The organism is Effusibacillus lacus (assembly GCF_002335525.1).
GTDB classification, from domain to species: domain Bacteria; phylum Bacillota; class Bacilli; order Tumebacillales; family Effusibacillaceae; genus Effusibacillus; species Effusibacillus lacus.
Genome location: NZ_BDUF01000117.1, coordinates 1 through 211, shown reverse-complemented (window position 1 = coordinate 211; position 211 = coordinate 1). Strand labels below are relative to the sequence as shown.

General features: G+C 58.3%; 1 protein-coding gene. It reads right to left on the bottom strand.

Annotated elements, in window-relative coordinates; genetic code table 11:
• The coding region (locus EFBL_RS19665; protein WP_149029984.1) for an IS66 family transposase at nucleotides 1-211 on the bottom strand (211 nt) is incomplete at both ends.

The following is a 211-nucleotide window of genomic DNA, read 5'->3' as shown; positions in this document are numbered from 1 at the left end:
GTACGAAGTCGTCTCCGCGGACCGCCCCGGTTCACGAAGCACCTGCACGGTTGTTTCATCGGCGTGCAGGATGTCCTGCTTCAGCAGATGCTCATGCATGCGATGGTACAATAGTCTAAGCCACTTGTCTGCGCCGTGGATCATCCAGTTCGCCAGCGTCTGACGGGACAAGGGTACCCCAAGACGAGCAAACTGCTGCTCCTGGCGATAC